Genomic DNA, 26,721 nt, shown 5'->3' on the forward strand with positions numbered 1-26,721 from the left:
TCTCGCGGCATCCAGTGGCATCGGCGTTGCGGACGGCCTTGTCAACCGCCCAGCAGGACCTGCGTCGCAACCGCGACCCAGCCGATGCATCCGGAATAGCCACCTCGGAATAAAAAGCCCCGGACGAGCCGGGGCCTTTCGAGGATTGGGATGCCCGCTATTCGGCGGGCTTGGGTTTCTTCTTGAAGATGCCCGTCAGATTGTCCCAGAGCTCGATCTTGGCGCCCTGGCGCTTCATGATGACGCTCTGCTGGATGATCGACAGCGTGTTGTTCCAGGCCCAGTAGATCACGAGGCCGGCAGGGAACGAACCCAGCATGAAGGTGAAGATCACCGGCATCCAGTTGAAGATCATCGCCTGCGTCGGATCCGGCGGGGTCGGGTTCATGCGCATCTGCAGGAACATGGTGACGCCCATGATGAGCGGCCACACGCCGATGTGCAGGAAGTCGGGTGCCGCGAAAGGCAGTAGGCCGAACAGGTTGAGCAGCGACGTCGGATCGGGCGCGGCCAAATCCTGGATCCAGCCGAAGAACGGCGCATGGCGCATCTCGATGGTGATGTAGAGCACCTTGTAGAGCGCGAAGAACACCGGGATCTGGATCAGCACCGGCCAGCAGCCCGCCAGCGGATTGATCTTCTCCGTCTTGTAGAGCTCCATCATGGCCTGCTGCTGCTTCATCTTGTCGTCCGCATATTTCTCACGGATTTCAAGCATGCGCGGCTGCACCATCTTCATCTTCGCCATCGACTTGTAGGACTTGTTGGCGAGCGGGAAGAAGATGGCCTTGACCAGAACGGTCGTGGCAAGGATGGCGAGGCCGAAATTGCCGAGCAACTTGTAGAGGTTGTCGATCAGCCAGAACATCGGCTTGGTGATGAAATAGAACCAGCCCCAGTCGATCAGCAGGTCGAACTGGCGGATGTTGAGGTCCTTTTCATAGGCGTTGATCTTGGCCACTTCCTTGGCGCCGGCGAACACCAGCGTCTCGACGGTGCCCGACTGGCCGGGCGCAATGGTCAGCGGGTCGGTCATGAAGTCCGACTGAAAGCGCGGGCGGCCATCGTCGAAATAGCTGAAGCGCGGCTGGAAGGACTGCTTGGACGAAGGCACCATGGCCACCGCCCAGTACTTGTCGGTGATGCCGAGCCAGCCGTCGTCGGACTTGCCCGGAACGACCTGCTTGTCCTTCTCGATCTGCGAGTACTTGACCTCGTGCAGGCCTTCCTTGCCGGTGACGCCGATCAGGCCCTCGAACAGCACATAGGTGCTGGCGACGAGCGGCTTGTCGAAGCGGATGACGCGGCCGTAGTTGGAGAGCGACACGGGGGCCGAGCCGCTGTTCGTCACCGTGTCGGTGACGGTGAACATGTAGTTGCTGTCGATGCCGATCGTCCGCTTGAACGTCAGGCCCTTGTCGTTGGTGTAGGTCAGCGTCACCGGGGTGGTGGGCGTCAGCACCGCATTCGGCTCGGCGGTCCAGACGGTGTCCGGACCCGGCACGCTGCCGGTCTCTGCATTTCCGACGAAGCCGATTTCGGCATAGTAGCCATTCGGCAGGACCGACGGGTTGAGCAGGTCGATGTTGGGCGAATTCTTGTCGACGGTGACGTGGTAGTCCTTCAGCAGGACGTCGTCGATGCGGGCGCCGGTGAGGTTGATGGAGCCGCCGATGCTCGGCGTATCGATCTTCACGCGCTGGGAAGCAGCAACCGCCTGTTCGCGGCTTTCGGGCACCGCGCCTGCGGTTCCGGTGTTGCTGCCGGGCACGCCGCCCTGCGGCGCGGCCGGCACTTCGCCCGTGGCGCCCTGGGTCTGCTTCTGCGCCTCGACGCGCTGCTGCTCGATGCGAGCGGTCTCGCGCTCCTTCTCGACGCGCGGGTTCATGTAGAACACCTGCCACAGCGTCAGGATCAGCACGGAAAGCGCGATCGTGATCAAGAAATTCCGGTTGTTTTCCATCGAAAACCCTTAACGCGTACCGCGAATTCGTCGTGAAAGCTCGGCGGCAAGCTGCTCAAACGGCACCGTCAGTACGTCTTCCCGCCCGACGATCACATAGTCCTTGCCAGGCGTCATGTCACCTGCGGCATGGACGCGAACCGCCTCCTTGAGGCGGCGGCGAATGCGGTTTCGGACAACCGCATTGCCAACTTTCTTGGTGACCGTGAAGCCGACGCGCGGAGCGTCGGACGTGCCACGGTCCAGAACTTCCATGAGGAAAAGCCGCCCGCGACGCTTTTCACCGCGGCGGACGGCCAGGAACTCAGCTCGCTTGCGAAGCCGCAGCGGAGACGGAAATTCGGTTTTGCCGGCAGCCGGCAATGGTCTCGTCTCTCGCTTTAAGCGGAAAGACGCTTGCGGCCACGATTGCGGCGGGCCGCAACGACGGCACGACCGCCCTTGGTGGCCATGCGCGCGCGGAAGCCGTGGCGGCGCTTACGGACGAGTTTGGATGGCTGATAAGTACGCTTCATTTGTTTTAATACCGCGGTGTGCGGCCCTTCTTAATTCTGTCACGTTGTAACAGGAGCTATGCCCGGCCTACTCAAGCGCAATAGAAATCGCGCCGGGAGGTCGGCCCGAGCGTGTGCGGCTTATAGAAAGAAGGGCCCGGCGAGTCAATCGGCGCATGAAAAGGCAAAAAACTCACGAACGGGTGAGGTTTTCTTTCCGATAGTTCAATAGGCGGTGAGACCTTCCCAGACGGCTTGCGCGCACCATAATTCCAATCCACCTGTCATAGCAGAAACAACGATGGAAACGATATGACCTCTTGCGGCCAGGACCCGGGCGAACCCATGATGGCAGCCGGGATGAGGGCTGGAGAGGCGATCGGGGCCGACATGACGGGAGAATTCGACACGGGCGGGCGCGCGGCCGGGCGCTGGCGTTATGCACCGCTCGTCGTCGTGCTGGTGGGTCTCGCCACCGGTTACGCGCTCGGCTGGCAGCACTATCTGACGCTCGACTATCTCGCCGAAAGCCGGCAGGTCCTCAAGGATTTCGCCGCCGACAACCCGGTCCTGGCGCCGCTGGGCTTCATGGCGATCTACACCGCCGCCGTCGCCTGTTCCTTTCCTGCAGCATCCATAATGACCGTGTTTGGCGGCTTCCTGTTCGGGTGGCTGCTGGGCGGCATCTATGCCATCGTCGCCGCAACGGTGGGCGCAACGATCATATTCATGGCGGCGCGGACGGTCTGTGGCAGCTTTCTCAGGCGGCGCGTCGGCGGGCTGGCATGCAAGCTCTCGGACGGCTTCGAGAAGAACGCCTTCGGCTATCTCCTCGTGCTGCGGCTCGCTCCGTTCGCCCCCTTCTTCATCGTCAACGTAGCCCCTGCCCTGTTCAACGTCAGGCTGCGCACCTATGTGGCGGCAACCTTTATCGGCATTATTCCCGGCGGCTTCGCCTATGCCTGGCTCGGCCAGGGCTGCGACAGCGTGCTGATGGCGGCGGAAACGGCCGGCCAGCAGGCCACGATCCGCGACCTCGTCACACCGCAGATTACCATCGCCTTCCTGGCGCTCGCGCTTGTCGCGGCGCTCGCCACCGTCGTAAAGAGAATGTGGGCTTCACGTATCTGATTTTGAGCTGATTTTTTTCCGCGCCTAACGCATAACCCCAAAAATCGGAATCGATTTTTGGAAAGGATTATGCGTAGATTCAAAGTGTTACAGCGTCCTTTGCTCGCCCAATAGGGCGAGCGGCGCTGTAGCCGGCGCAACGTCCCGTTTCAGAAGGCGAACGAATGACGACAACCCTGACCCCGGACATCTGCGTGATCGGTGCCGGGTCGGGCGGATTGTCGGTGGCTGCAGCAGCAGCGGCCTTCGGGGTGGATGTGGTGCTTGTCGAACGCGGCAAGATGGGCGGCGACTGCCTCAACTATGGCTGCGTACCTTCGAAAGCTCTGATCGCCGCCGCGCGCCACGCGCAGGCGATGCGCGACGGAACCCCGCTCGGCATCGGCGCGGTCGAACCTGAGATCGACTTCGAAGCGGTTCACCGCCATGTACACGAAGCAATCGCCGCAATAGCACCCAACGACTCGGCCGAGCGTTTCAACGCGCTTGGTGTTCATGTCATCAGGGCCGAGGGCCAATTCAGGGACCTGCAGACGCTCGTCGCCGGCGACATCGAAATCCAGGCGCGTTATTTCGTCCTCGCCACCGGCTCGTCACCTTTCGTGCCCCCTATCCCCGGCCTGGACAAGTCCGACTACCTGACCAACGAGACGATCTTCGACCTGACAGCCAGGCCGGAGCATCTGATCATCATCGGCGGCGGGGCAATCGGCATGGAGCTGGCACAGGCCTACAAGCGGCTCGGCTCCATGGTGACGGTGATCGAGATCGCCACAGCGCTCGGCAAAGAGGACCCCGAGCTTGCGGCAATCGTCCTCAAGCAGATTCGCGACGAGGGCGTCGTCATTCACGAACGAACCGAAATCACCCGCATCGTGCAGCACGGGCTTGGCTCCGTGCAGCTAAGCCTCAAATCAGGCGACGGCAGCGAGACCATCGAGGGTACGCATCTGCTGGTCGCGGCCGGCCGTGTGCCCAACCTCAGAGGGATGGGCCTCGACAAGGCCGGCGTTGTGCATGGCGAGTGGGGACTGCAGGTCGACAGCCGGCTGCGCACCAGCAACCGCCGCATCTATGCGGTGGGCGACGCTACCGGCTTGCAGCAATATACCCACGCCGCCAACTACCATGCCGGGCTGGTGGTCCGCTCCATCCTGTTCCGGCTGCCCGCGCGCGAAAGGCGCAACATCGTCCCGAGGGTCACGTTCACCGAACCGGAACTCGCCCATATCGGGCTGACCGAGGCGGAGGCGACCAAGGCTTACAAATCGATCCGCGTGGCGCGCTGGCCCTATGCCGAAAACGACCGGGCCCGGACCGAGCACCGCACCCACGGCCACATCAAGGTGATCGCCAGCCCCCGGGGACGCATCCTCGGCGTGTCCATAGTCGGCGCCCAGGCCGGTGAGCTGATCGGCGTCTGGGCGCTGGCGCTGTCCAAGAACCTGACCCTGCGCGACGTTGCCTCTTATGTCCCGCCCTACCCCACGCTTGGCGAAATTGGCAAACGCGCCGCGGTGGCCTACTTTACCCCCATGGCACGCAAGCCGCTGGTACGCCGGCTGGTGAACTTGCTGCGCAAATTCGATTGAACAGGGTTCTGGAGCGGCAGACTTTTCAGATGGGAGACAATGCCATCACCGATCCCGGCAGGGGGCAGGCACGCACGGTGCCGCTGGCGCGCGGTCTGTCGACCAAGCTGCTGGTGCTCACCGCTATCTTCGTGCTGCTGGCCGAAATCCTGATCTTCGCGCCATCGGTCGCCTATTTCCGGCTGCGCTGGCTGGAAGAGCGGCTGGGCACCGCCGCCGCCGTCTCGGTGCTTCTGGTCCAGAACAATTCCCCCGGCATTTCGCGCGAAGTGCAGGACGAGGTGCTGCGCTCGATGGGCGTCAAGGCGATTGCCATCCGCGACGGCGGCGAATCACGCATGCTTGTCGCGTCGGAAGTGCCGCCGCAGGTGGACGAGCACATCGACCTCGCCAATACCGGGCCGGTGCTGGCCATGCGCGAGGCGCTGGACACGCTGGTTTTCGGCGGCGATCGCATATTGCGCGTGTTCGGCCATGTCGGCGACAGCGAGAAGGAATTCGAGCTGATCATTTCCGACCACAAGCTGCGCAACGCGATGCTGACCTATTCGCGCAACGTAGCGCTCTTGTCGCTCTTGATCTCGCTGTTCACCGCGACGCTGGTCTTCTACGCCATCGACCGGATCATGATTCGCCCGATTCGCGACATGACGCGCTCTATGCTCACCTTCTCGCAGGCGCCGGACGATCCGGCCAGCATCATCGCGCCGGAACCGCGCGCCGACGAGATCGGCGTAGCCGAACGCGAGCTCTCCGACATGCAGCAACGCCTGCAGCGGACGCTGGGCGAGCAGAAGCACCTGGCCGACCTCGGGCTCGCGGTTTCCAAGATCAATCACGACATGCGCAACATACTGGCCTCCGCCCAGCTCATGTCAGACCGCCTGGGCATGGTGAAGGACCCCACCGTGCAGTCGCTGGTGCCCAAGCTGGTGCGCGCGCTGAACCGCGCGGTCTCCTATTCGGAGGGCGTGATCACCTATGGCCGCACGCAGGAAGCGCCTCCTTCGCGTCGCCGGCTTCGGCTGCGCCAGACGATCGAGGACGTGCAGGGCCTGCTCGGCATCGAGCCGGAAGGCGACATCGAATTCGAGAACCAGGTGGACCCCAATTTCGAGATCGACGCCGATTCGGAACAGCTGGTGCGCGTGCTCACCAATCTCTGCCGCAACTCGCTGCAAGCGATGGCCGGCGACAAGGAGGGCGCGATCGTCAAGCGGCTGACCATTTCGGCCGAGCGCAATGGCAGCGTCAGCCGCATCCTGGTTGCCGACACCGGCCCCGGCCTGCCGCAAAAGGCGCGCGAAAACCTGTTTTCCGCCTTCCGCGGCTCGGCCCGCAGCGGCGGCACGGGGTTGGGCCTGGCCATTGCCTACGAGCTCGTGCGCGCCCATGGGGGCACGCTGGAGCTTGTGGAAAGCGTGGGCGGGCGCACAGTGTTCTCGATCACCATCCCCGACCAGCCGGTCCGGCTCGACGAGGCTCGCAGCAGCCTGCGCCGCCCGGCATGACGATTCGCGCTACTCAACGGCTATCAAGGCGACCGCGATTCGCGGCCGCAGCTCACTTGTTCGGCTCACGAGACGAACCAGCCCCCTGCCATGGCCGGCGAGGTGGGCAAGATGACCCAGCGGATTCAAGGGGCTTTTGCGGACGCCTGTGGGCGAACAAAAAGTTTTTCGAGAGGCGCTTGCAATTCGTCGTTTCAGCCGTTAGGTAGCACATCAATCGCGGCCGGGACATCAGCCGGCCAGCGACGATCGCCTGATGGACGATCGGTTGCGCGCCCGTAGCTCAGCTGGATAGAGCACCAGACTACGAATCTGGGGGTCAGAGGTTCGAATCCTTTCGGGCGCGCCATATTTCCCAAGGGGTTGAGGCGAATGGCAAGTAATAGCCTAATCGCTGGGGGCACACCGGGGGCACAGATCACTGGCGCTTTAGCCGATCAACTTGCAATCCAGTTTCATTTTGATGATGAGGCGCGCATCCGCCTGCTAGAGCTCTGCCGCCCCTGCGAGGACTGGTTAGAGCAATACCGTGACGGTGCCATTGAGCTTGTATCAACGCCTGACGCTGCAATTGCCATGGCTCTCGAGGGTTGCGCGAACCGCTTTCTGCGCAATCGGGTAAAGCCGGCCGGCAAGGCTGATCAACGAAAATACCTTCAAGCGATCGAAGCGCACACGGAAGCGCTAATGCGGTTGCTGACGGGGTATCAGGAGATCGACGGCACAACTGCGGACCCCTTTCGCTTCCTGGAGAAGACTAGCAGAGCCCGTGGCGACAAACGAAGTCGGTTCGACCATTGGGCACGAGCGAACGAGTCTCTCCTGACGTTGCATCTGTTCGCGAAATTTAGGCTGCACAGCGGTCTCGACCCAGCGGCGGACGAGAAAGCGGAAGAAGGCGTGAAGCGGCGTACTGAATACCCGCGGTTCGTCTTGATTGCAGATCTCTTGGCCACCTTCTGTCGCATCACGGGGCAGGAAGCCACCGCCTACGCTAACAGGAACCGCCTTGGTGATCGACAGGTTAGCCCCGCTGTCGACTTTATAAGCGTGGCGCTGCCCCCCATATTGAAGGCCGCAAGACTCAAAGGCCCGCATATTCTCGACGATCAAGTGATCCGCAAGGAGATCGCTGAAGTGAAGCGCTTTTGGGAAGAAGGGCGAAGACCAGAGCTGGCTTATGCCTTTGCCGATTGGGGCAGCAAAAGAATAGGGTAAACTTTTTTCGCGATTTCGCGCAGCTTAAATTCCTACTTTATGTGACGTTGCCGCGCCATGATGCACACCATCGCAATAGATGGAGTGATTCATGCAGACCCGCATCCTCCCCATTGATGCAGTTCTTGACCGCACCGGCCTCAGCCGTCGAACCCTCTACGACGAGATTTCGGAAGGTCGGTTTCCCCGCCCCGTACAGCTTACCCGTCGCCGCGTCGGCTGGCCCGAGCGCGATGTTGATACATGGCTTAACGAGAAGATCGCCGCGCGCGACAGGGTGGCGGCATGACTGGCGCCGACCACCAGCACACCGCCGCAGTCGATCTCGCGGCCGAATGGTTGTCGACGACACGGCGAGACCAGATATCTGGCCCCCTCGTTCCGGCACTTCGCCAGCGCTTCGGCTTGAGCGCGCAGGAGGCCTGCCAAGCGATCGCCCAGGCCAATCTGCGGAGGGCTCGGGCTGGATGAGCGGAAAACGGAAGTGGCTATCCTGTTTCATGCCGCATCGGCTTGAGCTTCTAATTAGCCCCGCCTGGCGCGCGGCGCCTCGGCCGCTACGCAATGTTCTTGAGCGGCTCGAGATCGAGCACCTGCGTCATGGCGGTTTCAACAACGGTGAGCTCTACGTCTCGTATCTTCAGTTCGTTGAGTTCGGCGTATCGAAGCGCTCCATCAAGCCCACGCTTGAGCTAGGCCAGAAGCTTGGCCTTCTGGAGGTCATTCAGGAGGCCGAGAACCATCTGAACGATATTCGAGCCGCCAATGCCTATCGGCTCACCTACGTGCCGGCAAAGGGCAAATCCGGCCCAACCGATGAGTGGAAGGCTATCACCGAGGCGCGAGCGCAGGTTCTCCTTGAGGCCTACAGGACAGAAGACAAGGCGGCGGCATCCGCGACGAAGAAAAAGAGGGCAGCATGAAAACAGCTTCCCAGTTCCCTTTTCTGCATCCGACCGGTGTCCTTTTCCGCAATGAAGTAGGCCTTACCGGTTCCCTTTCCTGCAATCTCACTGGTTCCCTTTCTACTACTATCTCTAATATTACGGGGGATATGGGCCGATGAAACCAGACGACCTGCCCTTGTTTGCATGGCGTCCATCGGTCGGCGAAGTTGTCACCTTTCCCCTCGCAAGACAGGGCAAGAAGGTCAGCGAGACGGCCCGGAAGCTTCTCGAAAAGACCACCGAAAGGCATGCCGACTATTACCGCGGCCAAGTGACCGACGCGCTTGTGAAGAGGCTCCATCGGCTAGGCATTGCTGACCACGTCATTGATGAGCAAGTCGGCGCATTCTGGACTGCCGTCGAGTGGGAAATGGCGCGTCTCACCTATCGCGGCCAGCGGCCGGGTGGAGGCGCCGCTTGATGTCTGACCAGCTCGCCATTCTCAACGAGACGATTGCGAGTGCTCGGGCGCATCTCGTGCAGGTGGAGGTGCACGTCGCGCAGCTAGAGGCACAGCGCGCCGCGCTCGCTGGCCCTCCCTACACCCGGCCGTCGAGTGAAGCGGTCCAACCTCGAGAGGAAACCGACCTGATCGAGCTCCATATTGCGGCACAACGCTTTGGCATGGCCTCTGATACCCTGCGGTTCTGGTGCCGAACCTACAAAATCGGCGTGAAACGTGGCGGTCGGTGGTGGGTTTCAATCCGAAAGATGCAAGCCCGACTACGACCGTAGCCACTTCGCGTTTTTCGCGTTTTTCGCGTTTCGGCCCGTTTCGTCATCGCGTTTCGAACCGCAACTTCTGCTCATCTACTGAACAGGAGTTCACCATGTCCTTCGCCTCCGTCCTGAAGAAACTGCGCACCGGAAAATCCTCTGTTGCCGAGATCGAGGACGCCTTGGCCCGGATCAACATCGATGATCTGGAGGCCGCTGCGGAGAAGCTTGAGGAGGAACGGCGCCGCATCCTTCTCGACGGCACCGACAAGGAACTTGAGGCCATCGAGGCCCAGATCGTAACGGCGAACCGGGATGTTGAACGCGCCCTGGCGACAAGAGCCGAACTGGAAAAGCGGCTGCGCGAAGCTGCCGCCGCCGAAGCAGATAGCGAGAAACTCGCCCGATACCGTGCAGCCAAGAAGGCTGGCGAACTCGCCGCGTCCAGAGTCGCCGAGGAATATCCGCGACTCGCGGCCGGCATCCGAGATCTTATCCGCGCGCTGGCCGAGGCAACGGCTGCGGTGGAGCTCGCTAACAACGACCTGCCCACGGGGCAAGATCCGCTGCCCGATCCCGAGTTTGCAGCGCGTGGCCGGGGCGGTCTGCCCCGAAAGATCGTCAGCGAGCAAGAGGTGACGCGCTGGTACAATGCCAGCCAGGACAGCATCGCACCCGAGACGCTATGGTCGAAATTGGACCAGATGGACCATGACCGGACCGGCCGCGTTAACGATGTCGGCTTTGGGTGCGTCTACGAAAAGCGACGGTTCATCAAGCGGGAATACCTCGAGGCGGAAATGATGCGCCGGCCCGATCGCCTGGCCGCGATCAATCTGCCTGGCTTTGCTGCCGATGAGCCTCCGGTCTGGCGTGCCGTCGTGCCGTCCAACGATGTACGCACCATCCTGTCTCGCCTGTCCGCGGTGTCCCAGCACAACCCGGTTGCGCGCGAGGATCGTCGCGAGGTCCGCGTCGAGTTCGTCCCAGTGGAGGACGAGCCCGTTGATGCCCTTGTCGTGGGCGCCGAGGAGTCGGCGGTATGACGTTGGCAGCAGTATCGCCCACTCACACACAATCAGATTGCCGCCGGGGTATTGCTCCTAGTGCCTCACGGCAAAGCCGGCGGAGCAAGCGCCTTTGGCTTGAGGCGCCCGCCGGCGATCTTTCGGCCCGTCTTGGGTCCTTCCGAACCGAAAAACCAATGCGGGTGGGGCGGCAGCGCAAGGCGTCTCCAGCCACAGATTCAAAACCTCTATTTCCGTTTCCGTTTCGTAGGTGAAACCCATGGATATCAAGGGTTTGATGGTGACAGGAACGGAAATGGGGGTCGTGCTCGGGCTCACGGATCGTCGGGTCCGCTGCGGTCGGACGCTGCATCGGCGGCCGTCGATAGCGTCGTCGCTGATGTGGATCGGATTGCACCGGCAGCACAGCAGGCCGCCAGCGGCATCCAGACCGCATTGGGCAACATCGACGCCGGCAGCGCGACGCAGGCAGCCGACGCGATCCTGACCCCATTCCAGGACCTGCCCAGCAAGATCGACTCGATCCTCACCTCCATTAAGAGTGTGGCGCAGGGCGGGTTTTCCGCCTTGTCCGCGACGGTGCGCGAGTTGGGCGGTGAAATCACCAAGATGATCAACAGCATCATCGCCTCACTTCGCCAGGCGGCCGCTGAGGCATCCAAGCTGCGCGCTTCAGGGTCGTCGTCCTCGTCGTCGCGCTCCACCGGCCGCGGCTTCTCGCGAGGTGGCTATCTTGGGACAGGTCCGGGCACCTCGACCAGCGACAGCATTCCGGCTTGGCTGAGCCTGGGCGAGTTCGTCATTCAGGCTCAGGCGGTGCGGAAGTTCGGCGTTGATTTCTTCGCCAGTCTCAATCGCGGACTCCTGCCGGCAGTCAAAGGCTTCTCGAGCGGCGGCATCGTGGACGGGCTCCGCTCCCGCCTGTCGAGTTTCAATATCCCGCAGTTTGCCAATGGCGGTCTTGTCGAGCACGCGCTGGCGTCGGCCGGCGGTGGTGGCGGGATGAAGGAATTCGACCTGCACCTGCACATGCAGGGCGGCGTGCAGGTCTTCCGTGGCTTGATGAGCCCCGCCGAAACCGCCACGCAGATGCGCAAGGCGGTAGCCGCATCCGGGAACGTCTCTGCAGGCCGCAGGCCAGGGTGGTACAAATGACCGACGCGAACGAGCTCTTCGATCCCGCCACCATACCGGCGCACGGTCACCAGCATGCGGCCGATGTGCGGGCGAACCAAGCCGGTTTTCAGGAGGCGTTCGGCGACTTCAAGAAACATCACATCGTCAGCTTCCAGATCGGGCCGGCGCCCAAGGGGGAATGGATCGGCGTCCAGTTCTGGAAGGAAGACCGCGACGTCGTGAAGATCTCGATTCCGTTCACGCTGTGGCAGGCCTTCGGCAATGAGTACGTGCTGGCCATGATGTCAGCCGGAGAATTGATTCAGGTCGCTTACAGAGAGGCGGGTGGCAATGCGTGATCAGCACGCCGGAATGATCGTTGATCCCCAGGTGCAAGCCCTCTGTGACGAATTTTCGGTACGGATCATTTCGAAGTCGGCCTATCCTGAACCCGGCGAGACCAGGGCGGTGGCTACGATCGGCCGGCTTATACGCAACCATGGCGAAGAGCATGCTCGACTCGTGCTGACCGTCCTGATGGATTGCAAGGGAAACCACGCCCTTATCGACGAGATGGCCTTGAAAGCCGTCTCCACTATGGTCTTGGCGTGTCATGACATGATCGAGGAGGATGCATCGGCCTTTCTCGATCTGTTCGACAAGATTCCTTTTGGCGCTCTGATGATGCTGGCCAACGAACTACGTGGCATTGTGCATCAGGGCCACGCTCTGGCAGGCATGCTTTACCTCATGTCGCGACGCTCAGCGACATTGACGAGCCGGGAGGCTTCTCGGGGCATGCAGACCGCAGCGCGTGTCAGCGAGGCCGCCAAGGGGCGGGAAATGCCCTATCGGCGTCGGCTTCGCGAGGAGGAGAAGATCGCACTCGGCCGCGAGCTGATTGAGGTGAAGGCATCCCTCCCTCATGGCCACTTCGGGCCCTGGCTGAAGAAGCAGGGCGTTCCGATAAGCTCCGCGCACCAAGCGATGAGACTGGCGAAAGCCGCCTGACAGATGAGTTGGGCGGCCGGCAGCAAATGGCCCGGTGCGTGACCGGGCCACCATAGTGTCAAAAGAGACGCCGACTTACTTGGCGCGCGCAGCCATAGGCTTTCTGTCGACAACACCTGCGTTCTGATCTCGCCGAACCACGATCCAGCCGAAGAGCACCATTCCGGCCACGACAATCAAGGAGCCAATGCCGGCAATCGGATCGCCCGCCGGAGTTCCCGAGTGAACGAGGCCCACGCCTATCGTGAGCACGACGGTTCCAACTATCCAGATGGCTACCTGAATGACCGCGGTTCGGCCGCCGTCGATAGTTGGATGGAGATGATAGAACACCCCAAAAAGGAATAGCGAGACCCAGCCCAACAAGTTGAGATGCGCGTGCGCCGGCATCGTAGAGTGGTCCTGCGAGATCGCCATAGTTATCCCCCAGACCATCCCAACCAATGCCAACAATACCGCTACTGAAAAGCTTATCGATGATGCTTTCATATTACCCTCCCGTTCTCTTACGATTGCTAGCACGCGATGAATGAGATGGCGAGAGACGCAGACGATCGCCCTTTTGGAGCTAGCCTGGCGCTAGCACGTCTTTCCGATTACTTCCGCGACGGCATAACGGCCGGCGTGATGCCGTAGATCGCCAGCACGACCATCATGGCCATGCAAATCAGCAGCGCTATGCGGCGAGCGTCTTTCGCCAGTCGTAGCCATCGCCTCGCACAAATGGATATGCCGGCTCGCCCCAAGGCGTCGTTGCGCCCATCGGCTCCTTTGGACAATCATCAACTGTGCCCTCAGCACCAAGAGACCCGGAGCCAAGTCCCCCCGCAACGTCAACCGGTTCCGGGTCTCACCCAGTCAGCCCACGCCCCAAAGAAAAAGCCCCAGCTCTCGCCGGGGCCAAAAGTCACTGCGGGAGTGCAGATCAGAACTTGTAGGCGATGCCCAAACGGATGTCGTTGGTCCGCAGTTTGATCTTGCCGTCGTCCACGCCATAGAGGCCGTGGAAAGTCTTGCTGCCGAAGTCGCTGAAGCGATACTCTGCCCTGAGGATCAAATTGTCCGTGGCGGCATAGTCGACGCCAGCGCCGATGTTCCAGCCGGTCATAGTGGCTTTCTCGGAGAAGATGGTAGAGCCGTCGGATGGGTCGAGCAGGTCAAACTTGAGTTCTCCGAACGAGACGCCACCCGCAAGGTACGGCATGAAGCGATCCATCGCGTAGCCCACGCGTGCACGAACCGCGCCGTTCCACCTCATCTTTGCGTGCGCATTGTCCGAGTAGACATACCCGTCGGCGAAGTCGACGTAGTCCACACCATTGCGCTTGATGTTGGCGAAATTGATATCACCCTCGATGCCAAGGACAACGTTATTGCTCAGTTGCTGGCTGTAACCAGCATAAAAGCCACCCAGAAAACCACGCGGGTCGTAGTCGGCGCCTTCAACATAGTTTCCAGAGCGATTTCTGAAGGGAGCATCTCCCCAAGCATAGCCAGCTTGTGCGCCAACATAGATGCCAGACCAGTTATACACGGCAACAGGCTCTTGAACGACCACGTCGGCGGCCTGGGCGCCGGTAATGCCGGCAAAGAGAAGCGCCGAAGCGATAATGTAACTTTTCATGAATCATATCCCCTGAGAGGTCAGGAGGAGTAATACAATCGCCCGGAAGTACGCAATTGGTAGAGCTTGGAACTTTTACATTAGCAGAAAGTGTTGCAAATCTGATACTGCTTTCGATCTGGGGAATGCCGTTTTCTATTCGTTAAACCAATCGAAAGTCACGGTGATGAGTTTCTTGATAGATAGAATATGTTGAAATATGTCTCGGCTTATTTCTGTTCAATATTAATAGCTTACGCTATTTTGGCGATGTTTCTATCCGCTCAATGTAAGAACTGGGAGGATTTTACTCCTGGCAATAGGAGCCCCAGGGACTGCAGCTATATTTCGTATTTCGTACCGTCATTTATGCGGGGCGCAAAGTGAATGGCTGCGAGATTGTGTCCAACGTCTAGCGCGACCTGAACCTATCTCCCTTTGAGCAAGAACGCGCTGCCCGACTGTCGCAAAGAATCGGTCGCGAAACTCCTACAGGGCACCTTGCTCCGGTATGAGCTTCCCGTCTCTCATGACTTCTAGGCGAGAGCGAGCCTCGGCATTGCCCTGTGCAGCCGCCTTGCTGAACCAGCGGGCAGCCTCTTCGTAGTTCCTGCGATCGTAATACGCTGCGCCCAGATCTATCTGCGCAATTGCGTTGCCCTGATCTGCGGCCTTGCGCCACCAACTCATGGCGGCTTCGATATTTCTGGGAACGCCTTCACCGTAATAGTAGGTGAGGCCGAGATTCACTTGGGCGTCGGCATTGCCCTGATTCGCGGCCTTGAGCCACCACGAAACCGCGAAGGACATGCTCTTGGTAACGCCTCTGCCTTCCGAATAGATGAACCCAAGTTGATGTTGGGCTGCCGGAAGGCCCTGTTCCGCGGCCTCGCGGAACCACTTTACAGCCTCAACGTCGTTCGCTGGTACGCCCCTGCCGCGCGAGTACATCAGAGCCATGTTCAGCTGCGCGTTTCTTTGGCCTTGATTGGCGGCCTTGGCTGTCCACGCGAATGCCTGCGCATCGTCGTTCGGTACGCCTTTGCCCTCAGCGTAGTATGCGCCTAGACCATACTGTGCCTGCGCATTTCCGCTATCTGCGGCCTTACGCCACCATTCCACCGCCAAACGGTCATCGTGGGGCAGTCCCAGACCTTGGGCATACAAGGCGCCGAGCGCGCTCTGAGCCTCAATCTGCCCCGCCTCAGCGGCCTTACGAATCCATTGTGAGGCTGCTCCATAATCCTTTTGGACGTCCTGGCCGGAAAGATACAGCATGCCAAGGCGATAAGCTGCGTTTACATCCCCAGCTTCGGCGGCCATACGCCACCAGTATGCTGTCTTTATGCCGTTCCGGGCGACGCCTTGTCCTTGTGAATATAGAACTCCCAGACTGTACTGCGCATAAGCGTCGCCTGCGTCCGCCAACCCCTTCCACTGATTGAATGCCTCGACATAGTCTTGGGCCTCGTAAGCGGCGAACGCCTTTCGGTTCCTGATGTAGGCGCTACTTAGAGTCAGGTAAGCTGCACCGCTTATCAAAAGCGCTGCGAGAATAACCTTTGTCGGCCCAATGTCTCTGAGCAGCCTCATGCAAACAATCCCGATCGTCGATCCGCAGATATTCTGTATGTAGCAATAGATTCGACTCTGCCTCTTTCCACAACGGGTCCGTAGCGCTCAGTTGCCGCCCCTCCGCCCATCGGGCTGCATCTGACTGGATCCAGATCGAAAGAAGCCCGTCGTCTCTCTCGCTTTTTTTCATGTGCCGCCGGCTCCAGCATTGCCCCGGCCCAAAATTCGTCGAGCGGACTTTCCTGCTACGTGGTAGCTACGGTTTAGGTTTATCGCACCAGGAGACTCTGAATGAGGATCGTCGCTACAAGCATCATCGTTGGCGCTGTTTGCTCATTCTCATTCCAGGCCAATAGTCAATCGAGTGAAGCGATCGACAATCAGAGAAAAGTGGCGGAATGCACATCGTTAGATCCATCGTTGACCAAGGCGTACTGCGAGTGCGTAGTTCTCACCTCCGGCAAGATAACCGATAACGATCCGATACTTGATCTTACCCTAAGAACTGTGAAGAATAGTAAGAGCGAAGCAAAGATCATATACGACAATATGATTGAAAGCCCAATCTATAGTGAACACAATTTCGCGACGGCCAAGGAAAAGCGTGAGTATGTGCAGGGTCGGATAAGGCTATTTGCGGATAGGCTGAAAAGATCATGCCACTTATAGCCGGTCGTCTCGCCAGAACCGGCGAGCTTCTTTTTTCGTTTTGGGCGGTAAAGCCGATTTCGCTTGCTTAATGGCCCCATAGCCCCCATATGAGACCAGTCGACTACCAACCGGCCGGGAACGCTCTTCGAGATACGAGGTTGGGTTTCCCTGAGTGGTAGCTGTATTTGCTCTGATTGATGGTGCGCCGACCACGAATATACCGGCGGTTCACATGTCTCAGGATTGAAGGGGAAGCGGGCATCACGGCCCGCTTTTTTCATTTTCAGATCTATCTCAGGCGCGCTTCAATGCGCGGTCTTCGCCTTTGGCTTCTTGCCCTTCGGCGATGCTAGGCCTTCCACCTCTAGGCTCTTGCGCAGGATGCCAGCGAGATCCTTGACGCCCTCTATGCTTCCGATTGTGTCTTCAACTCGCTCTAGCGTAGCTTGGCCTGCGCGATGCCGTAGATCGCCAGCCAGAGCCACCGTTTCGATTCTAGATATCTTGCTCAGGAGCGGTCACGAAGACGCCTTACCAGCTTGTGTGGCCTGGCGGTCTGATCTTGTATACCGTAGCGCAGGTCAGGAGGTCGCCATATGAATAATGTGAAACAGCCAAGAAGCTTTTCGAGAGAGGCTCTTGCAGAGTTTGTGGCCGCGGAAGTTGAGCAGATTCTCGTCAGATACGATAAAGAGATGAACAAACCAGTAGTTATCACTGGTGGGCTTGTTGCTGGAGCCGTAGTTGCTGCCTTCGCCGGTCTCTCACATATGCAGCAAGAAGCATTGTCCAAGAACGGCCATCGCGTTTCTCGCGAACTAACCACGCTAATCGCCGGGCTTGCGACAGAGTTTTTTAGATCTGGCCAAGTATCTGATCGAACCGCAGAGGAAGAATCACAGAACCAGACGCCTGCTCCTGTTTCAATCAAAGTTGATGACTGGGCCGGCCAAGCTGCTGGCCCCACCCAACTCGAATTGGAATACGGGATATATCGTAAAACGCTTTACAGGCTACATAAGCGCAATGCGGTAATTGGACTGAAAACTGGAGGGCGGAAGCATGTGTATCCGCTAGCTCAGTTTATTGATGGGCGCCCTGTAGATGGACTCGTCGAAATAAACACCATACTGGCACCACCTCGCGTTGCATGGTTTTGGCTTACGCACCCATGCGATGCTCTTGGTGGCGTGGAGCCGCTCGAGTTGTTGAAACTTGATCGCATTGACGAGGTTGTGGTGGCGGCACGCGAATACGCGGAAGCTACAAAGATTGGTTCTCAATAAAGAAAAAACCCGGCGGTTGCCCGCCGGGTTTCTCAAATCGACCGATTAGCCGATTAGAACGAACGCTGGAAGCGCAGGATACCAGCCCACTCCGAAGCGATCTTGTCGTGCGTGATGTCGTCGTGAATCTTGAGGTAGTTGACTTCCGGCGTGATGACGAAGCCCGGAACCAGCTCGTAGGCGACGTTGGCAGCGACCGCGACGTCCTTGTTCTGCGACCAGGAAACCTGCAGGTTGCCCGAGGCCTTCGGGTTGAACTTGTAGGTGCCGCCGCCCCAGACAGCCCACTTGCCGCCCCACGGCTTGACCCAGTTGCGGGTCACAGGAACGTTGGTGCTCGGATCGAAGCCGTCCCGGTTCCTATCGCGCAGCGAACCACCACCGACCATCGCCCAGAGCGACAGTGCGTCGGTTGCGTTCCAGTCGACGCGGACCTTGCCGCCCCACTCCTGGTAGACCGCGTCGTAACCGACAACGCCCGAAATGCCACCCCAGGCCTGGGTCCAGGCAGCACCGGCGATCACGTGCGGAGCGTAGGAGTCGAGCGTCTCGTTGATGCTATCGCCTACATCGACGGTGCCGGTGAAGGGGTTGAAACCGGTGAAGCCGTAGGCGCCATCGTTGCCCTCTTCAAGAGAGATCGCAGCCGAGAAGCCGTTGCCACCGGTATAGGTGTAGGCAACCTGGTGCGTGTCATAGTTGGCGTAGGGGATCAGATCGTCGGCGATGACGCCACCGGCATAACCGGTCATCGTTGCGTAGAGCGAGTCGGTCTTACCGACGCGGAAGCCACCCAGTTCGATGAAGGCGTGGTTGATGCCCATGTCGTTGGTCGAAGCCAACGCGCCACCGATGTTCTGCGTTTGGGGAATGCCGTTGATCACGACGACATTGCCATTTGCATCTAGGACATCGCGGAAAAGGTTGTGACGCGGGTTGTTCCAGTCGAAGTTGATCTGCGTGTAGGCGCGCAGGGTGCCGAGTTCGGTTTCCGAACGGGCGTCCATCTGCAGGGCGTAGCGGGCGCGCAGACGGTAGCTGTCGCGGGTCCTGACGTCGATTAGCCCAACTTCGTCCTTGTTTTCGTGGTTCTTGATGAAGTCTTCACGATCGAGCAGGTCGAGACGGCCGCCGTAGGGGCCCTTGCCAACGCCCATTTCGAAGCGGACGTAGCCGCCGACCTTCAGGCAGGTCTCGGTGCCGGGGATGTAGTAGAAACCAGCGCCGTAGACGTCGCAGATGCGGACGTATTCAACCGGCTCGGGCTCGGCGACGACGACAGCGTCGGCCGCACGGGCGCCGGAAACTGCGACCAGTGCCGCAGCGGAGCCGAGAAGCAGGCTCTTGATGTTCATTTTCTGACCTCCAGTCAAAAGTTTAAAAAACGGGTCTGGGTTCTATTTGCTGAAGGACAGCGGGTTCCCTGCCCCATCCCCAATTTCGAAAAAGACACGATCGCTCGCCCCTTCCTCGAAAGTGACATTACCCAGGCCGCGGCCGTGTTCAATCGAGATCGCACGCCGGCTAGGCTTCATGGTATGCTAAACCATACCGCTGTGGCGGAAATGCCACGATTTGACCGCCGCAGGAAAGAAGTCATTAACTTCTGAGGTCGCATCCGTGGCGTTCTAGAGCATTTGAATACTACGAATCGCTCGGAATAACCTCAAGTCCCGTCGCGACTCCATCCGTTTGCCTGGCAAGGATTTGGCCACGGCGGTGTGCGTCATGTTCGATGGCATGACGAAGGGCATGTTCACCGGGAAGCGGCTGGATCAGATATTCGGCGACGTGGACATCGACTCGCTCATGCGCCGCATGAAGTGTGAGCGCTGCGGGGACCTTAGTAGCGATCTGGACGTAACCACGTTCGTTCCGACAGGGCGGGAAGCGGTTGGGTTGAAAATCCGCCGCTTGGTCAGGATCGAGTTCAAGCGCGTGCCGGTGTGGAAGGAACAGTAGGGCGGCCTCGGGCTTGCCAAATACAGGCCCGTTGTAAAGGGCCGGGCTGGGGCAGAATCAATTTCTCAAAAGTCGGAGACCGTTTGCATGTCATGGCGACATTATCTGTTTCCCGAGGAAGGTGAGCCACTCCGGATATCAAATCGTTTGGTCGATGACTTGGTGTTCGGAAAGGATGTGCTTCCTCAATACGCCGGCACGAAGCAACGCGTCCTCGCAGCAAGTTTAGAGCTCGATGATGGCAAACCAATCCGAATCCTCAGGACCGAGGGCTCAATCTGGGCCTTCGATGAGAATGGGAGCATCGAGAAGGGGCTGCACGACACTATGGCACTCGCCATGGACTCACTGCCAACGCCACCAGATAACGGCGATCGTGTCGTCCAATTTCGTACCCACACGACGAGGCGGAAGCTCGAAAAGGAGCACAATGCCGATATTGAGCGAGTGATCGCAGATATCTGGCCCAAGCGGAAAACTGATCGCCTGAAATCCGCGGTTGGCACGGCACAGCGGACGCCGCCACTAAGTTTTGATGCAACGAATGCGATTAATGAAATATCTCGGACATTCTGGACTATTTCAAACGCTATTGATCGGCTGAAAGAGCCAAGTCAAAAAGCGTTCGGCTTTGAGGCTCGTCAGCGTCCACAACGTGACCCCCAATACTCCGGTCTTTATCGCGCCATCGCAGACATGTCCGACTGGCAGCTTGAATTGCAGAGGCGCAGGCGCACGGGTAAAGGCGTTTGGTACGCGGTGGTCTGCGTCATCGTGTGGCTAGATGGTACCGGTGACACAGTCGAGCGCTACCATGAGCGATGTGGAAGTCGGGATGAGGCTGTGACCGCCGTCAGACGCTTGTTGGCTGAACACGCATCCAAGTTCGATGAAATCACAACCCTAGAGCCTGAGTTGCTGACCGATATGGAATGGGAGCAGCTAGGATATCCTGACTAGCCCTTCCGCAGTGCCAGGCTCATTCAAGCCCAAACTGAGCCTTCGCAATCAATCTGCCGTTTTGGAACATCGCATTCATGTTTCCGCCAAAGCCGCTGCCATCCCACATGTACATCACAGTAACGAACCCCGCCATTTCGCTCTGGCTTAGCTCGTCGCCTTTGCAACCGAGAACAAGCACCGCCTGGGTATAAGACATCCCAGTTCGCAAGGCTGAATATTGAGCCTTGGACACTCGACAATCAGATGCAAATGAAGGGGATGTGAACAGCAGGCATATGCCGAGCAGAAGCTTATTCATCGTAGCCTGCCCAAAACAGAGCGAAGACCCAGTAGCACGATGCCGGAAAAGAAAAGATTGAAGGCTATTCCAAGTTGGATATCACTTCGCGTAGCCGCCAAGGCCATTGCGCCCAATGCAAACGCAACCAGACCGGCGATTAATAAGAAGATCCTCATGATGTCCCCTCCCATATCCCTGCGATATGGGGGCGCAAAATGGCGCGCAGGTCAATCCTTCAGAAGGCGGGCGCCCGTACCATTTCCGTTGGTGATCTCGACCCGGTGCGCAGCATAGGCAGCGACAATCTTTGCCTTAGTTGTCTCGGTCGCCGTCCCTGTCGTCTCAAAACGATGCACAGTGGTGAAAGCGATCCCCGCTTTCTCTGCCAGATCCCTAACCGACCACCGCAAAATCGCGCGTGCTGCTCGGTTCGCTTCGGGTGTGAGCTCGGCCATGCTTTCTCCGTTTTGCATACAGGCGTAACTTTTCCGTTGACGTTGTTACACCCGTATGCAATGCATACAAGTGTTACTGATTTCTTGCAACGGGGAAATGTAATGCCGAACACCGCTGTTCTGGCTGCCGCCGAAGGCATGCCTCAGATCAACCGCCGCCGCCTCCTGCTCGGCCTTGCCGCAGCCTCGACCGCTGCCGCCACTGGCACCGTGGCTCTGGCAGCAGAAGCCGCGCCCGCAGAAAATCCCGAGCTGATCCGCTTGGGCGAAGAGCTTCCTGGCATCGTCGAAGAGTATCAAACCGCAACTACGGTTCGGCGTGCGATCATCAAGAAGTGGCTGCCGAAATGGCCTGTGGCCCCGGACGAACTGCTTGGCTCCTGGAGTGGGTTTGGAAGCCGCAACATAGAGCGTGACCTACTCGGCCGCGGCATCGATCGGGAGAACTCCTACGGCGAGAAAAGGTGTCGCGAGATCTACACCACTAAAGACCTGCAGCGGTCCTTGGAGTGGGCTGACCAGGGTGTTCGCCGCGCTCGCACGGACCGGACACGAGCCAATGCGATCGAAAAGCGCAATAAGGACGCGGCCTTGCTTGTCGTGGCAAAGCGGTATGAGGCGACCTGCCAAGCGATCCGTGACGCATCGGGTTATGAAGCAGCGAATGCCCGCCGGGAGGCAGTTACGAAGCGGCTGCTGACGCATGTAGAGAAGGTTCTGCTGGAGCAGGCTGTGACCATGGCCGGCGTCATCATTCAGGCGCAGGCACTCGTTGCGGCTGGCGGGATCAAGCCACTTTACAGGTGGAGCGCCGAGGCGACCAGCGAAGTGAACTGGAGCGAAAGACTCGCTGCATCGATCCTGCGCCAGGCAGAAGGGGGCGCATCATGACAATTCATCCTAGGATGCATGTCGCCCCCATCGACCAGATGGACGAAGGCATGGATATGCTGCGCACCTGTTGGGCGGCGCTCCAGGACATGTCTGTCCTCGATGATAAGATGGTCTTGTCCATTCGCTGCACGCTAGCGGTCGCCATCGAGACGCTTAAGCCAGTCCGCGAGACGGTGAACAAGGCGCATGGGGAGGGTCGGATATGAGCGACGCCACCCTCTTGCGGCTCGAGGCTAAGTTCAATGCGAACAGCGATCGAGAGGAACAGGCTGGCGACAGGATCGAAGAGCTCGAGGCCGAGTTCGACCGGCTCCGCAAGCGCATACGCAAGACAGATCAGAAGCTGGATCGCCGGACGCAGGAAGGGTCTCGCCTCTTTGACAAGATCATGAGCACCCGCGCCACTACGCTGGCCGGGTTGCTGGTGAAGGTGCGCGTGCGCGATCGCTGGGCCACCGACGACGAGCATACCGAGATCACGATTCTCAAAAGCCTCGTCGCGGATCTCAAAGCCATTGCAGGGGAACAGCCATGAGCATCAACCGCCGCCTATTCTTGCGCAACACCGTCGCCGCCGGTGCCGCTGTAGCCGTTTCCGCGCCTCCCGTGGCCGCTGCGTCGCAAGACCCTTGGGAGAAGGCCCGTCGCCTCGCCATCGAACTGTCGGACGCGCTGGCCGAGTGCGATGGTGGAACCTGCTATGCCCAGGTGCTACCCGCCGGAAGCAGCCAGGTGACGGCCATCTTCGGCAAACTCAGCGATCTGCCTTCAATGATGCCGCCACGGGAGCGTGCCGAGCACCTCCTCGAGCAGACCCGCTTGGCTCTGGAAGAGCACACCGGGGCAAAGTGGGACAACCACATTGATGTTGGTAGCGGCATTGCTCTGACGTCGCAGGTGGTCGCCTGACCCGAACTAGTCGGATCGATTCTAAGAGGATCGTGGCTTTGCATCGATGATGGAGGTCAGCAGTTCCGCCCAGGCGCTAAGCGCACGGCGCTTTTCGGCGAGATAATCATTCAGGTCATAGTGCTGACCGGTGACAGCTGCCGCTCCTCCTGTGTCGGCTGCATGAGCAAGGATTTGGGACACGATGAACCGGGAGAATCCAATTCTTTCGCTCGTGAGATTGGTAGCTCCAGTCCTACGAAGATCATGCGGGGTTGCGTCTGGGATTTCGATCACGCCGACCAGCCGATTCATCGCCCGAGAGAAGGCCCTACGATCGATATGCGCATCTTCCTCGGACCTGGGCGATGCGAAAACAAACTCGCTGCCATTTCCCTTAGTGATCTCGGCTGCCTCATCGAGCAACCCCAAGGCAAGATCGCTCAGCGGGACCAAATGCGCCCTCTTCCCCTTCATCCGTTCAGCGGGGATCAGCCAAGTCTTCGCCGCCCTGTCGATCTCCTCCCAGCGCATGCCCACGACTTCACCACCCCTTTGCAGCGTCACTGCTGCCATTCTGAGCGCGGTCCCCATAAGCTTCGACAGGGTAAGGTCGTCTATGTCATCCGGCTGCGCACAAGCGTTCCAGAACGCCAGAAGCTCCTCATCAGCCAGCACACGCCGGCGGGCCGTTGGCATGGCCACGGCGATATCGAGCGCGGGGTTGTGGTCAATTACTCCCTCACGCACAGCGAAGCTCATTAGCTGGCGAATGATGTTGCGGCAGTGCCGGCCGTTGGATTTGGCCTTCTTGGTCTGCTTAGCGCAAAAATCTCGGATCTCTGTCCTGGTGATATTGGCAACGGCGCTGTCTCCGAACTTCGGCTTGACCAGCTTATCGAAAACACGGCGCTCCTCCGAAATGGTCCCTGCCCTCTTTGGCTTGGCCGTAGGACCGCCGCGGTGCGTTCCTTTTGCTGCGGCATCGAAATATACGTCGGCAAGTCCGGACAGCGTGTGGAGCCTCTTACGCCGCTCCTCTGCCCGCGCAGCCTTCTCCGTCGCCACGGGATCGCTGCCGCTAGCCACCGAGCCTTTCGCCTTACGAGCTTCGTCCCGTGCCTTGGCTAGCCCCACAGCGGGGAACAGGCCAAGGCTCTTGCGCCGCTGCTCACCAGCTGCATTGCGATACCTCACCGACCACGTCCGAACGCCCTTCTCGGTAACGCGGAAGATCAGCCCGGATTCTACATCGTCGCGAAGTTCAAGCCGCTTACCCGGCTCTGGCATGACGGTCTTCAGGAGATCATTGGTCAGCTTCGGCAAGGTTCCCAGACTCACTTCTCGGGGGCACACCGGGGGCACAAAATTGTTGCGCCGCCCTGCATTGTCTTGCACAAAGTCGCACAACGTGCAAACTGCAAACGCCCTGTTTTCAAGATTTTAGGTGTCTGGCGGCATGTCCTCGCACAAACCCGCACAAAAATCTGACCAGACTACGAATCTGGGGGTCAGAGGTTCGAATCCTTTCGGGCGCGCCATTTCTTCCCAAGCGATCATGCCCAACGCCCTGGTAGCGAAGCTGCTGGGGCACGATCAGACGGCGCCGAGACATTCCATTTGCTGCCTCCAGCCTTTGCGTTGGCGAGTTTCTCTTCATCCGTACCCACCGGGGGCAAGCAGGGCATTCCGGACGTTACCCGGCAGCCCCACGACTGCGCAACAGCCGTCCGAGTTTCGTATAATCCAACAGGACGAGCAGAACATTCAGCAAAACGAGCATTCCGTTCAGAATTACCAGCAGCAGCAAGAGCAATATCGAAATCAGGATCGCCAGAATATGATGCCCCGGGGGTCGGAGACCCCAAACGTGGAAACTCCGTTTGGGCACTGACTACTCCCGTCAGCGGGCTTTCTCTCGTCGTCGGTGCTGCGCTGCTGGGCGAGTCGGCGCTGAAGATGCTCGGATGTTCCAGGCCGCCGCAGTGATGAGCCGAAGATATGCAGCAATTTCTGGCCCGGGGAAAGCTGGGGCTTTTTTCTTCGGGGCGTGCAACGCCTTATATCGGCAGCAGAATCGCCCCAGCCATGATCTTGGCGTGCGCGGCCATTGCCGCTTGTCGCGTTGCCCCTGCATCAATGAGCAGTGATGTCACGATCGACGCGATGTACCGGGCCTGGTCGAAGCGCCGAGCATTGCGTCGAAATATCGTTGCGATTTCTAACGGATCTGAGGGGAAATATATTGGCGCGGATAAGTATTCAAGAATCTCACCGGCCGCTTTACGATTTAACGGCTCGGACTTTTCGTTACCATTTCGAATAAAACACAAGGCACTTGCTGCGATCCGGCTTATGAAGCTTGCAAACAGGCTGCAGCTTTCGACGGAGCCAAAAGTCACCGCGTAGCGCAAATCAGAACTTGTAGTTTAGGCCGATACGCACGGCGTTGTCTTAATCCCTTGGCGCCTGTGATGCTCATTGCGAAGAGCGCGGCAGCGACAATGAACTTTTGCATGATTTTGACTTTCTCCTAATCCTTGTCGCGGGTTAGGACACAATCTCCGGATCAGGCAATCGCGCCCGTGTAAAGGCATGTAAAGGACCGCACGCAGCAGTGCCGTGGTCCACAGACGTGCGCCGTGGCTGTGCCCGCTGCCAGCCCGCCTCGGTCTCAGGGGGCGGGCTGTTTTGCGGGTGGAACTTTGATGTTCGCCATGCGTTCGCCTAAAGAACGTCCGACATAGGGCCAGCGCTCGCGATCATCGCATAGAGGCCCATCTCTCCCACGATCATCGCAGGCCGAGAGCTCCACGGACAATTTTTCCTTGGAGAAGACAATGAGACGCTATCTTTCAACACTTGCGTGCTCAGGACTGCTGAGCATTGGAGCACTTTACGGCACGGCCGCCTTTGCCGGGACCATTCCCGGCTCCGACATTTCCCGCGCGGTCGCCGCGACCACCGGCCTGCAACTCGTCCGCGGCGGTGGCGTCGAGCATGGCGGCGGCGGCGGTGGTGGTGGCTTCCACGGCGGCGGCGGTGGCGGTGGCGGCTTCCACGGCATGAACGGCTCCCACGGCATGGGCGGCTTCCGTGGCGAACGTCATTTCCACGGCCGTGGCTTTGACAACGGTGGCGACGGCGGCGCCTTCTATGGGTTCGGCGTTTATCCGTACACCTACTGCAACCCCTATTACGGGCCCTGCTATCCTGGGTACTATCCGGGATATTGAGCGCACCCGATGAGGTCAGCCGCTCCTTGTGGTTCAGGCCATTTTGCCACTCAGCATAGCCCGTCGCCTCACCCGAGGCGGCGGGCTTCTCTTTTGGGGCGGGAACTGTCAAGCGCAAGAAAGTACCCCGGATAGCAAGCTCCAGGCTCTAACGATGAGCACAAAGGATCGTGTCAGCAATTCAGGTGCTGCCGCGTGGT

At 59.4% G+C, this 26,721-nt stretch carries 31 protein-coding genes and 1 tRNA gene; 22 read left to right on the forward strand and 10 right to left on the reverse strand.

Going from position 1 to position 26,721, the window contains the following annotated elements; translation table 11 throughout:
• Nucleotides 1–157: 157 nt before the first annotated feature.
• From yidC to rpmH, 3 genes are read right to left on the reverse strand one after another with little or no spacing between them, the layout of a single operon-like run.
• The gene (gene yidC, locus C7I85_RS22590; protein ID WP_106726279.1) at nt 158–1,963 is read right to left on the reverse strand and encodes a membrane protein insertase YidC; all 1,806 of its coding nucleotides are present in this window, start codon (nt 1,961–1,963) and stop codon (nt 158–160) included.
• Nucleotides 1,964–1,972: 9 nt separating this feature from the next.
• The gene (gene rnpA / locus C7I85_RS22595) at nt 1,973–2,326 is read right to left on the reverse strand and encodes a ribonuclease P protein component (RefSeq protein ID WP_106726280.1); all 354 of its coding nucleotides are present in this window, start codon (nt 2,324–2,326) and stop codon (nt 1,973–1,975) included.
• Nucleotides 2,327–2,343: 17 nt separating this feature from the next.
• Nucleotides 2,344–2,478 carry a 50S ribosomal protein L34 gene (rpmH, locus tag C7I85_RS22600; protein WP_083867726.1) on the reverse strand — a complete coding sequence of 45 codons (135 nt, stop codon included), beginning with the start codon at nt 2,476–2,478 and terminating at the stop codon, nt 2,344–2,346.
• A 291-nt stretch (nt 2,479–2,769) separates the two neighbouring features.
• Between rpmH and C7I85_RS22605 the strand changes: the two genes are divergently transcribed.
• The 13 genes from C7I85_RS22605 (at nt 2,770) to C7I85_RS22670 (ending at nt 12,728) form a co-directional block, all read left to right on the forward strand.
• Nucleotides 2,770–3,588 (forward strand): TVP38/TMEM64 family protein, encoded by an 819-nt coding sequence (locus C7I85_RS22605; RefSeq protein WP_245445051.1) that lies wholly within the window; start codon nt 2,770–2,772, stop codon nt 3,586–3,588.
• A 164-nt stretch (nt 3,589–3,752) separates the two neighbouring features.
• The gene (locus C7I85_RS22610; RefSeq protein ID WP_106726281.1) at nt 3,753–5,180 is read left to right on the forward strand and encodes a dihydrolipoyl dehydrogenase family protein; all 1,428 of its coding nucleotides are present in this window, start codon (nt 3,753–3,755) and stop codon (nt 5,178–5,180) included.
• A 29-nt stretch (nt 5,181–5,209) separates the two neighbouring features.
• Complete coding sequence (locus C7I85_RS22615; protein WP_106726282.1) at nt 5,210–6,691, forward strand: sensor histidine kinase; 1,482 nt, start codon at nt 5,210–5,212, stop codon at nt 6,689–6,691.
• Between the two features lie 272 nt (nt 6,692–6,963).
• Nucleotides 6,964–7,040 (forward strand) — tRNA-Arg (locus C7I85_RS22620).
• Nucleotides 7,041–7,063: 23 nt separating this feature from the next.
• On the forward strand, nt 7,064–7,909 hold the full coding sequence (locus tag C7I85_RS22625; RefSeq protein ID WP_106726283.1) for a hypothetical protein: 846 nt from the start codon (nt 7,064–7,066) through the stop codon (nt 7,907–7,909).
• Between the two features lie 91 nt (nt 7,910–8,000).
• Entirely contained in the window at nt 8,001–8,198 is a 198-nt protein-coding gene (locus C7I85_RS22630; protein ID WP_106726284.1) for a helix-turn-helix transcriptional regulator, read from the forward strand.
• 211 nt (nt 8,199–8,409) lie between these two features.
• On the forward strand, nt 8,410–8,832 hold the full coding sequence (locus tag C7I85_RS22640; RefSeq protein ID WP_245445052.1) for a hypothetical protein: 423 nt from the start codon (nt 8,410–8,412) through the stop codon (nt 8,830–8,832).
• Nucleotides 8,833–8,971: 139 nt separating this feature from the next.
• Nucleotides 8,972–9,277, forward strand: coding sequence for a DUF6074 family protein (locus tag C7I85_RS22645; protein ID WP_106726287.1), 306 nt, complete (start codon nt 8,972–8,974; stop codon nt 9,275–9,277).
• Nucleotides 9,277–9,591: a hypothetical protein gene (locus tag C7I85_RS22650; protein WP_106726288.1), complete on the forward strand. Its 315-nt coding sequence runs from the start codon at nt 9,277–9,279 to the stop codon at nt 9,589–9,591. Before C7I85_RS22645 ends, C7I85_RS22650 begins: the two co-directional genes overlap by 1 nt.
• Nucleotides 9,549–10,619, forward strand: a complete 1,071-nt coding sequence (locus C7I85_RS22655; protein ID WP_146148917.1) for a hypothetical protein — start codon at nt 9,549–9,551, stop codon at nt 10,617–10,619. Before C7I85_RS22650 ends, C7I85_RS22655 begins: the two co-directional genes overlap by 43 nt.
• A gap of 132 nt (nt 10,620–10,751) precedes the next feature.
• The gene (locus C7I85_RS22660; RefSeq protein ID WP_146148918.1) at nt 10,752–11,756 is read left to right on the forward strand and encodes a hypothetical protein; all 1,005 of its coding nucleotides are present in this window, start codon (nt 10,752–10,754) and stop codon (nt 11,754–11,756) included.
• On the forward strand, nt 11,753–12,076 hold the full coding sequence (locus C7I85_RS22665) for a hypothetical protein (RefSeq protein WP_106726291.1): 324 nt from the start codon (nt 11,753–11,755) through the stop codon (nt 12,074–12,076). The genes C7I85_RS22660 and C7I85_RS22665 overlap by 4 nt, the downstream gene beginning before the upstream one ends.
• On the forward strand, nt 12,069–12,728 hold the full coding sequence (locus C7I85_RS22670; protein ID WP_106726292.1) for a hypothetical protein: 660 nt from the start codon (nt 12,069–12,071) through the stop codon (nt 12,726–12,728). Before C7I85_RS22665 ends, C7I85_RS22670 begins: the two co-directional genes overlap by 8 nt.
• 75 nt (nt 12,729–12,803) lie before the next feature.
• Here the strand turns inward: C7I85_RS22670 and C7I85_RS22675 are convergent, their stop codons facing one another.
• From C7I85_RS22675 to C7I85_RS22690, 3 genes are all read right to left on the reverse strand, one after another.
• Nucleotides 12,804–13,217, reverse strand: coding sequence for a hypothetical protein (locus C7I85_RS22675; protein WP_106726293.1), 414 nt, complete (start codon nt 13,215–13,217; stop codon nt 12,804–12,806).
• A gap of 436 nt (nt 13,218–13,653) precedes the next feature.
• A complete protein-coding gene (locus C7I85_RS22685; RefSeq protein ID WP_106726295.1) occupies nt 13,654–14,352 on the reverse strand; it encodes an outer membrane protein in 699 nt (232 codons plus the stop codon).
• Nucleotides 14,353–14,820: 468 nt separating this feature from the next.
• Entirely contained in the window at nt 14,821–15,924 is a 1,104-nt protein-coding gene (locus C7I85_RS22690) for a tetratricopeptide repeat protein (RefSeq protein WP_106726296.1), read from the reverse strand.
• Nucleotides 15,925–17,153: 1,229 nt separating this feature from the next.
• Here C7I85_RS22690 and C7I85_RS22700 point away from each other — a divergent pair.
• Nucleotides 17,154–17,843: a hypothetical protein gene (locus C7I85_RS22700; RefSeq protein WP_106726298.1), complete on the forward strand. Its 690-nt coding sequence runs from the start codon at nt 17,154–17,156 to the stop codon at nt 17,841–17,843.
• A gap of 53 nt (nt 17,844–17,896) precedes the next feature.
• Here the strand turns inward: C7I85_RS22700 and C7I85_RS22705 are convergent, their stop codons facing one another.
• A complete protein-coding gene (locus tag C7I85_RS22705; protein WP_106726299.1) occupies nt 17,897–19,198 on the reverse strand; it encodes a porin in 1,302 nt (433 codons plus the stop codon).
• Between the two features lie 373 nt (nt 19,199–19,571).
• Between C7I85_RS22705 and C7I85_RS22710 the strand changes: the two genes are divergently transcribed.
• The gene (locus C7I85_RS22710) at nt 19,572–19,805 is read left to right on the forward strand and encodes a hypothetical protein (RefSeq protein WP_146148919.1); all 234 of its coding nucleotides are present in this window, start codon (nt 19,572–19,574) and stop codon (nt 19,803–19,805) included.
• 87 nt (nt 19,806–19,892) lie between these two features.
• The gene (locus C7I85_RS22715; RefSeq protein ID WP_146148920.1) at nt 19,893–20,765 is read left to right on the forward strand and encodes a hypothetical protein; all 873 of its coding nucleotides are present in this window, start codon (nt 19,893–19,895) and stop codon (nt 20,763–20,765) included.
• A gap of 19 nt (nt 20,766–20,784) precedes the next feature.
• On the opposite strand, the gene C7I85_RS30600 is transcribed toward C7I85_RS22715, so the two are convergent.
• Complete coding sequence (locus C7I85_RS30600) at nt 20,785–21,066, reverse strand: DUF3862 domain-containing protein (protein WP_146148921.1); 282 nt, start codon at nt 21,064–21,066, stop codon at nt 20,785–20,787.
• Between the two features lie 209 nt (nt 21,067–21,275).
• A complete protein-coding gene (locus C7I85_RS22725) occupies nt 21,276–21,503 on the reverse strand; it encodes a transcriptional regulator (protein ID WP_146148922.1) in 228 nt (75 codons plus the stop codon).
• Nucleotides 21,504–21,605: 102 nt separating this feature from the next.
• Here C7I85_RS22725 and C7I85_RS22730 point away from each other — a divergent pair, with 102 nt between their 5' ends.
• Genes C7I85_RS22730 through C7I85_RS22745 form a run of 4 tightly spaced genes read left to right on the forward strand, consistent with a single transcriptional unit; the run spans nt 21,606 to nt 23,306 of the window.
• Nucleotides 21,606–22,394: a hypothetical protein gene (locus C7I85_RS22730; RefSeq protein ID WP_106726304.1), complete on the forward strand. Its 789-nt coding sequence runs from the start codon at nt 21,606–21,608 to the stop codon at nt 22,392–22,394.
• Entirely contained in the window at nt 22,391–22,603 is a 213-nt protein-coding gene (locus tag C7I85_RS22735) for a hypothetical protein (protein ID WP_106726305.1), read from the forward strand. The genes C7I85_RS22730 and C7I85_RS22735 overlap by 4 nt, the downstream gene beginning before the upstream one ends.
• Nucleotides 22,600–22,932 (forward strand): hypothetical protein, encoded by a 333-nt coding sequence (locus C7I85_RS22740; RefSeq protein ID WP_106726306.1) that lies wholly within the window; start codon nt 22,600–22,602, stop codon nt 22,930–22,932. Before C7I85_RS22735 ends, C7I85_RS22740 begins: the two co-directional genes overlap by 4 nt.
• Nucleotides 22,929–23,306, forward strand: a complete 378-nt coding sequence (locus C7I85_RS22745; protein WP_106726307.1) for a hypothetical protein — start codon at nt 22,929–22,931, stop codon at nt 23,304–23,306. Before C7I85_RS22740 ends, C7I85_RS22745 begins: the two co-directional genes overlap by 4 nt.
• Nucleotides 23,307–23,327: 21 nt before the next feature.
• Here the strand turns inward: C7I85_RS22745 and C7I85_RS22750 are convergent, their stop codons facing one another.
• Nucleotides 23,328–24,611 carry a tyrosine-type recombinase/integrase gene (locus tag C7I85_RS22750; RefSeq protein WP_106726308.1) on the reverse strand — a complete coding sequence of 428 codons (1,284 nt, stop codon included), beginning with the start codon at nt 24,609–24,611 and terminating at the stop codon, nt 23,328–23,330.
• Between the two features lie 675 nt (nt 24,612–25,286).
• Here C7I85_RS22750 and C7I85_RS30605 point away from each other — a divergent pair.
• Together C7I85_RS30605 and C7I85_RS31080 are read left to right on the forward strand one after the other, a co-directional pair.
• Nucleotides 25,287–25,694, forward strand: a complete 408-nt coding sequence (locus C7I85_RS30605; RefSeq protein WP_146148923.1) for a hypothetical protein — start codon at nt 25,287–25,289, stop codon at nt 25,692–25,694.
• 431 nt (nt 25,695–26,125) lie between these two features.
• On the forward strand, nt 26,126–26,521 hold the full coding sequence (locus C7I85_RS31080; protein ID WP_181257283.1) for a hypothetical protein: 396 nt from the start codon (nt 26,126–26,128) through the stop codon (nt 26,519–26,521).
• Nucleotides 26,522–26,721: the final 200 nt, after the last annotated feature.

This window comes from Pseudaminobacter soli (ex Li et al. 2025) (assembly GCF_003012705.1).
In the GTDB taxonomy this organism is placed as follows: domain Bacteria; phylum Pseudomonadota; class Alphaproteobacteria; order Rhizobiales; family Rhizobiaceae; genus Pseudaminobacter; species Pseudaminobacter soli.